Below are 5,870 nucleotides of genomic sequence, written 5' to 3' on the forward strand. Positions count from 1 at the left end.
GGAGGCCGAGCGCATGGAGTCGAAGCGCGAATCGTCCTCGCGGGTGAACACCAGCTTCACGGGCTTGCCGCCGAGGGCCTTGGAGGCCAGCGCTGCGGGCACGATGTAGTCGCCGTTCAAGCGACGGCCGAAGCCCCCGCCCAGGAGGTACGTGCGCAGGTTGAGCTTGCTCTCCTCCGTCTCCAGGGCCTGGGCCAGGGTCGGCAGGATGAGGTTCTGCCACTGGTTGCCCGTGTGCAGTTCCCAGGCGCCGTCTTCACGCTGGTACGCGAGGGCGTTGAGGGGCTCGAGCTGGAAGTGCAGCACGCTGTGGGTGGTGTACTCCGCCTCGAGGGTGCTGTCGGCGCCGGCGAAGGCCTCGTCGACGCCCTCGTCGTTCCACACCAGGGCACCCTTGCTCGCATCGCCGATCACCTTGCGGCCTTCGGCGAGGATGTCCTCTTCAGAGACGCTGGCGGTCTCGCCCGCTTCCCACTCGATGTCGATCAAGGAGGCCGCGCGGTTGGCCGCGTGGAAGGAGTCGGCGATGACTACGGCCCAGCCGGGCACGGTGCCGCTCGGGTCTTCCAGCACCACGGTGCGCTGGTACCCCTTAACACGCTTGGCCGCCGTGTCATCCATCTTGGTGACCTTGGCGCCGTAGCGGGTGGGCGGCATCAACGGTCGACCGAAGACCATGCCGTCGACTTCCGCGTCGATGCCGTACACGGCGGTGCCGCGGGTCTTGTCCGGAATGTCGAGGGCGGGGGCGTCCTTGCCGATCAGGCGGCGCTGGGAGGCCGGCTTGATCGGCATCTCGGCCAGCTGCTCGGCGGTAAACTCTCGCGTTAGGTTGCCGCGGCTCACGATCTCCGCGTAGGTGATCGACTTGCGCCCGGCGATCACCTTGCTCTCGCGGGCCTTGCACTTGCTCGGCTCCACGCCGAGCAGGCGAGCGCCCTCCTCGATCATCACCATGCGCCCAGCGGCGCCGGCCTGGCTCAAGGGGGTGAAGTTCTGGTGCACGGACCAGCTGCCGCCGGTGACCATGTAGCCCCACTTGGCATCGGCGTCCACATAGTCGACGGTGACGTCGGCCCAGTCCGCCTCGAGTTCGTCGGCGACGATGCGCGCCAGCGCCGTGCCCACGTGCTGGCCCATCTCCGATTCGGCGATGCGCACGATGATCTTGCCGTCCTGCTCGATACGGAACCACAGGGCGCCCTCGTAGGCACCGTCGGCCACGGCGTCGTTGGCCTCGGCGAAGGCCGCCTGGGGATGGGTGAACGCCAGCGTGACGCCGGCGCCGGCCGCGCCGATCAGGAAACCGCGGCGCGTGAGCTGCAGGGCGTCGGTCTGTTCGGCGACGTCGCTCTTGGCGTCGTCGCGCATGTAGTGAGCGAACTTGTTCATGATCACGCCTCCCGCATGTTCTTGGCGGCGAGCTTGATCGCCTCGCGAATGCGCACGTAGGCCATGCACCGGCAGAGGTTGCCGCTCATGGCCGCGCTGATCTGCTCGTCCGTGGGGTTCGGCGTGTCCTTCAACATGGAAGCCGCCTGCATGATCTGGCCGGACTGGCAGTAACCGCATTGGGGCGTCTGCGCTTCCACCCACGCGGCCTGCAGCGGGTGTTCACCCTCCTCGCCGAGCCCTTCGATGGTGGTGATCTGCGAGCCGCGCACGGAGCTCACGGGCGTAATGCACGAACGCACGGCACGACCGTTCAGGTGCACGGTGCAGGCCCCGCATTGGCCGATGCCGCAACCGAACTTCGTGCCCTTCAGGCCCACCTCATCGCGCAGGACCCACAGCAAGGGGGTGTCGTCGGGAACGTCGGCAGAGACCTGCTGACCATTGAGAACAAAGCTTGCCGCCATATCGATGGTGCTCCGGAGCAAGATAGAAGAACGCCGGAATCTACCAGAAACGCTGCCCCCCAGCGGGCGCTAAATGGCGGTCTTTGGTTACCGTCAAGGAGTCGCGAAATCTACATACGCGATCATGTCACTCCGACGGTTCCTTGACGGTGCAACACTGCGTGCCAGACGTGCGTGCTAGCATCGCGTCGACACCAGCGGGCGACAAATTTTCGCCGCCACGGTGGCTTCGCCAGCACGCCTCCTGCAGGGATGCACAAGGTGGTACCCAATGAATTCGATCACCATTCGCCACAGCCGCACCGAAGACATCGACGCCGTGGCCACCATCTACGGCCAGCGCCACGCCTACGCCAACACGCTCCAGCTGCCCTACGTCTCGCGCGAGGACTGGCAGGCGCGGTGGGAGCGGATGCGCCCGCCCGGCGCCTACAGCCTGGTGGCGGAGAGCGAGGGTGAGGTGGTCGGGCAGCTCTCGCTGATCACCCAGGACCGGCCGCGCCGGCGCCATGTGGGCACCTTCGGCATGGGCGTGCACGAGGCGCACCAGGGCAAGGGCGTCGGCAGCGCCCTGCTCACCGCCGCCCTGGAGATGGCCGACAACTGGCTTGCGCTGCGGCGCCTGGAGGCCGAGGTGTACGTGGACAACGAGGCGGCCCTACGCCTGTACCGCAAGCACGGCTTCGAGGTGGAGGGCACGGCGCGCGCTTACGCCTTCCGGGACGGCGCCTACGTGGACGCGCACTTCATCGCCCGCGTGCTGGCGACGGATTGAGGAACGCTTACTCGCCCGCGGGGACAGCGGCCGATCGGCGCGTTTCGGTGATCAGGCGCTCGAGCTTGTCGATCGCGGCCGGGGCGGAGGAGGCGAAGCCGTCGGCATCCACCAGCTCCATTACGTCCGGCTCGTCGCTCACGATGTGGCCGCTCACGATGATGTGGCCGTAAGGTCGCGCCACGCGCAGGGCGATCACGAGCTTGGCGAGGGCCACCAACTGCCCGGGGCGACTCGCGGAGACGCCGATGATCACATGGTCGCTGCGCTCCAAGCCCGCCACCAGCTCTTCCTGGGTGCTGGGGAACATGAGCTGGATATCCCAACCGCGGGCGCGGAACAGATCCGCGGCGATCGACACGCCGAGCGTGTGCTGATCACCGGGCATGGTCGAGAACAGGGCGTGGCGACGCACATCGAAGGCCGGCGGCGCGAAGTGATGGCGCAGACCGCGCATGATCACGTAGATGCGCCCCGCCGCCACCGTCATCTGCCAGAAGGAGATCTGGTCGGCCTCCCAGCGCTCGCCCAAGCGACGGGCGGCTTCGCCGAGATAGCCCAGGTAGATCGCGTCCATGGACGCCCCGTCGGCCTGGGCCTCACTGATCATGTGCGTGCCGGCGAGGTCGTCCTCCCCCACGAGGGCGTCGCAGAATCGATCGAGCAGGGGCAGATCGGGCGATCCGGCCGGCAAGGATTCCATGCGCAAGCGCCGTGACAGCTGCGTGAACACCTCACTGGCCACCGACCGCAGGGCGTCAGGGTCGAGCTTGCGCCGCTGTGAGTGGTAGACGTCGAGGGCGCGGGAAAGGGCGTTTCGATCGAGCACAGTCGAGGTGGCGCTGGTATTCATGTCGGAGGGTCCCGTGTGGCCGAGGCTCTCGCCGGGGAGCCGCCGGCGGCGGGCATCGGGGTGATGGCGTTGCGCCCACCACAAGGATTGCCGCCATGATCATCCCGAATTACGTGAAGCCGGTCAATCGATTTCGGGCCCCTGAGGGACCGTTAGCCAGCGCTTCGCCCCGCTGGGGGCATGCCGGCAGGGCCGCGCGGGGCGGGCGGCGACCGCTACTTGTTGCGGCGTCTGCGCTTCTTCTTGTCTTCGCGCTGCTGGGCGATCACCGACTCCACCCACTCGATGCCCGCCTCGTCCACGGCGTAGAGGGCGTCCGGCCGGCAGCGGGTGCTGCCCTCCATGAGCCCGTTTCGGTTGAACTCGCCATGGCCGTTCATCATCCGCGGGCCAAGGCCGGAGTTCGGCGGCGGGGCGGCGCGGAGGAGGTCCGTGCGCGGCTCGAAGGCACCATTCTCCTGCTCCGTGATGATCATGCTGTCGCTGCGCAGACCGGGACAGGCCCGTTTCAGGGTCAGCAGATAGGGCCTCGATCGGGTGCGGATCAGGATGAGTTCGCGGCTCAGGGGCGTGAAACTCTCGATGTCCCGCCACTGCACCGAGTCGACGGCCTGGGCGCCCTCGGGCAGGAAGATGCCCTTGTCCAGATTCGTGGCGAAGGCCGCTGGTGCCGCTAGGAGGCACAGCCACCACGCACCCGTAAGACGCTGGCGCAGGCGAGTGGAAAACGTGGGACGGCGCATCGGATCACCCCCTGAGAAGTCTAGGAGATCCACCCTATCAGCCTCAGAACCAGAACCGGAAACCGCCCACCAGTCTCAGGCCCGAGGTGGCCTCCTCGTCCAGCCCGCCCCCGTCGCGCGCCCACACGGCACCGAGGTAAGGGGCGAACTCGCGGCGCACTTCGTAGCGCAGGCGCAGGCCCGCCTCCACGTCGGTGAGGCCATTGTCCACGCCGCGGGGTGTGTCCTGCGTGAGGGCGACGTTCAGCTCCACCCGCGGCTGCAGCAGCAGGCGCTGGGTCAGGCGCAGCTCGTACTCCGCCTCCAGGCGCGCGCTGAGATCACCGCGATCGCTCAGGAAGAGGGCCGCATCCAGCTCGAACCAGTACGGCGCCACGCCCTGCACGCCGAGGGTGGCGTAGGTGCGAAGGGGCGTCGGCTCCACGTCCAGGCGTACCCCCATCTGCACGTCCCAGAACGGCGCCACCGCGCGACTGTAGAGCGACTGCAGCTCCACCTCCTCGAAGGCGCCCTCGCCGTGGCCGTAGTCGCCCTCGGTCTTCCACCACCACTTGCGCAGATCGCCGCCGACCCAGCCCTGGGCCTCCCAGACGGTGCTGTCGTCGCCGGCACCGAACTGAGTCTCTAGGCGTTCGCCCAGGACGAGGCTGACCAGCTGATTGCCGTGGTTGGCGTAGAGAGCGTCGCGGGCTTTCGCCATGCGCTCGTCGTAGTGGGAGTCCGACCCGGAGGCCGGGTCCGCGGCGAGGCAGGCCGCGCTCATCAGGCAGAAGACGCCCGCGCAGCTCAGGGCCTTACCTATCACTTTCACACGGCTCCGCGGACGGAGACGATGCGCATCATGCCGGCATGCATGTGGTAGAGCAGGTGGCAGTGGAACACCCAGTCGCCCGGCTCGTCCGCCGTGATGTCCACCGCCATCTTCTCGCCCGGCTTCACCACCACCGTGTGCTTGCGCGGACGGTGGGCCGGTGGTGCATCGGTGACCAGCTCGAAGAACATGCCGTGCAGGTGAATCGGGTGCGGCATCATCGTGTCGTTGACCAGACGCAGGCGCAGGCGCTCGCCGTAGTGGAAGACGATGGGCTCGCGCACCTCGGCGAAGCGTTCACCGTCGAAGGACCACATGTAGCGTTCCATGTTGCTCGTGAGGTGCAGCTCCATCTCGCGCTCGGGCGGGCGCGGATCGGGCACGCGGTGGAGGCTCTTAAGATCCGTGTAGACGAGGACGCGATGGCCCACGTCTTCGAGGCCGGCGGGCGGCTCGTGGAGGCGGTTGACGGGGTTCATCGCGAGGCCGACGACGCCGGGGCCCTTGGGGTGGTCGTGGCGTTGGGGGCCTTTAGGGGCTGGGGCCATGGTGTCGTGGCCCATTTTGCTGTGGTCCATGGCGCCGTGCCCCATCGCGGCGTGGTCCATCTCAGCGCTAGCCGTCTTGGCCTTCGCGCCGTGATTCATCTTGCTGTGGTCCATGCCGCTGTGCCCCATCGCCGCGTGGCCCATCTCACCGTGGTCCATGGCCATGTCTTTCATGGTCAGCGTGGGCCGCGGGCGCCGCTGCGGGACGGGCGCCGTCATCCCCTCTCGGGGCGCCAGCGTGGCGCGGGCGAAGCCGCTGCGGTCGTTGGTCTCGGCCATCA

Annotated in this window: 7 protein-coding genes; 1 reads left to right on the top strand and 6 read right to left on the bottom strand. The window is 67.9% G+C overall.

What is annotated here, in order from left to right:
* Both AAF184_24355 and AAF184_24360 read right to left on the bottom strand, forming a co-directional pair.
* Nucleotides 1-1,392, bottom strand: a 1,392-nt coding sequence (locus tag AAF184_24355) for a molybdopterin cofactor-binding domain-containing protein (protein MEO0425488.1), incomplete at its 3' end; no start/stop codon positions are given.
* Nucleotides 1,393-1,394: 2 nt separating this feature from the next.
* Nucleotides 1,395-1,859, bottom strand: coding sequence for a (2Fe-2S)-binding protein (locus tag AAF184_24360; protein MEO0425489.1), 465 nt, complete (start codon nucleotides 1,857-1,859; stop codon nucleotides 1,395-1,397).
* Between the two features lie 271 nt (nucleotides 1,860-2,130).
* On the opposite strand from AAF184_24360, the gene AAF184_24365 reads away from it, so the two are divergent.
* Nucleotides 2,131-2,634: a GNAT family N-acetyltransferase gene (locus AAF184_24365; protein MEO0425490.1), complete on the top strand. Its 504-nt coding sequence runs from the start codon at nucleotides 2,131-2,133 to the stop codon at nucleotides 2,632-2,634.
* A gap of 7 nt (nucleotides 2,635-2,641) precedes the next feature.
* Here AAF184_24365 and AAF184_24370 read toward each other — a convergent pair whose 3' ends face one another.
* The 4 genes from AAF184_24370 to AAF184_24385 all read right to left on the bottom strand — a co-directional run.
* The gene (locus AAF184_24370) at nucleotides 2,642-3,487 is read right to left on the bottom strand and encodes a cobalamin B12-binding domain-containing protein (GenBank protein MEO0425491.1); all 846 of its coding nucleotides are present in this window, start codon (nucleotides 3,485-3,487) and stop codon (nucleotides 2,642-2,644) included.
* 215 nt (nucleotides 3,488-3,702) lie between these two features.
* Entirely contained in the window at nucleotides 3,703-4,230 is a 528-nt protein-coding gene (locus tag AAF184_24375; protein MEO0425492.1) for a DUF6491 family protein, read from the bottom strand.
* Between the two features lie 43 nt (nucleotides 4,231-4,273).
* A complete protein-coding gene (locus AAF184_24380; GenBank protein ID MEO0425493.1) occupies nucleotides 4,274-5,041 on the bottom strand; it encodes a copper resistance protein B in 768 nt (255 codons plus the stop codon).
* Nucleotides 5,038-5,870 (bottom strand): multicopper oxidase domain-containing protein (locus AAF184_24385; GenBank protein ID MEO0425494.1); only part of this gene is annotated, 833 nt, incomplete at its 5' end. The genes AAF184_24380 and AAF184_24385, both read right to left, overlap by 4 nt.

This window comes from Pseudomonadota bacterium (assembly GCA_039815145.1).
Classification (GTDB): Bacteria; Pseudomonadota; Gammaproteobacteria; order Steroidobacterales; family JBCBZW01; genus JBCBZW01.